The sequence below is a fragment of the Pseudomonas sp. 43(2021) genome (assembly GCF_017490805.1).
Taxonomy (GTDB): Bacteria; Pseudomonadota; Gammaproteobacteria; order Pseudomonadales; family Pseudomonadaceae; genus Aquipseudomonas.
The window spans coordinates 1-484 of the sequence record NZ_JAFGYJ010000378.1 but is presented as its reverse complement, the minus strand read 5'-3'; the positions used below and the strand labels follow the sequence as shown (position 1 = coordinate 484).

The following is a 484-nucleotide window of genomic DNA, read 5'->3' as shown; positions in this document are numbered from 1 at the left end:
ATTCGTTGACCTTGAAAGTAGCGATTGCCTTGTCACCGAGCAGGCGACTGGAATTGGCCAGCAGTTCGATGCTGCTCAGCAGGTTGTGCGCGATGATCGGCAGCATCACGTTCAGTTCGAACTTGCCGGATTGGCCGGCCACGGTGATCACCGAGTCGTTGCCGATCACTTGCGCAGCGACCATCGCAGTGGCTTCCGGGCTCACCGGGTTGACCTTGCCGGGCATGATCGATGAACCCGGTTGCAGCGCTTGCAGTTCAATTTCGCCGAGGCCGGCCAGGGGACCTGAGTTCATCCAGCGCAGGTCGTTGGCGATTGTCATCAGCGACACCGCAGTAGCTTTGAGCTGGCCGGAGACAGAGACCGCCGTGTCCTGCGAGCCGATCAGCGCGAACAGATCCTTGCCCGGGGTGAACTGCACGTCGGTCAGTTGGCTCAGATGCCGACTGAATCGCGCGGCGAACTCCGGATGCGCATTGATCCC

The 484-nt window shown here is 60.7% G+C and carries 1 protein-coding gene; it reads right to left on the bottom strand.

What is annotated here, in order from left to right; all coding sequences use genetic code 11:
- On the bottom strand, window positions 1–484 hold a 484-nt coding region (locus J5M71_RS27735; protein WP_243434383.1), incomplete at both ends, for a lyase family protein.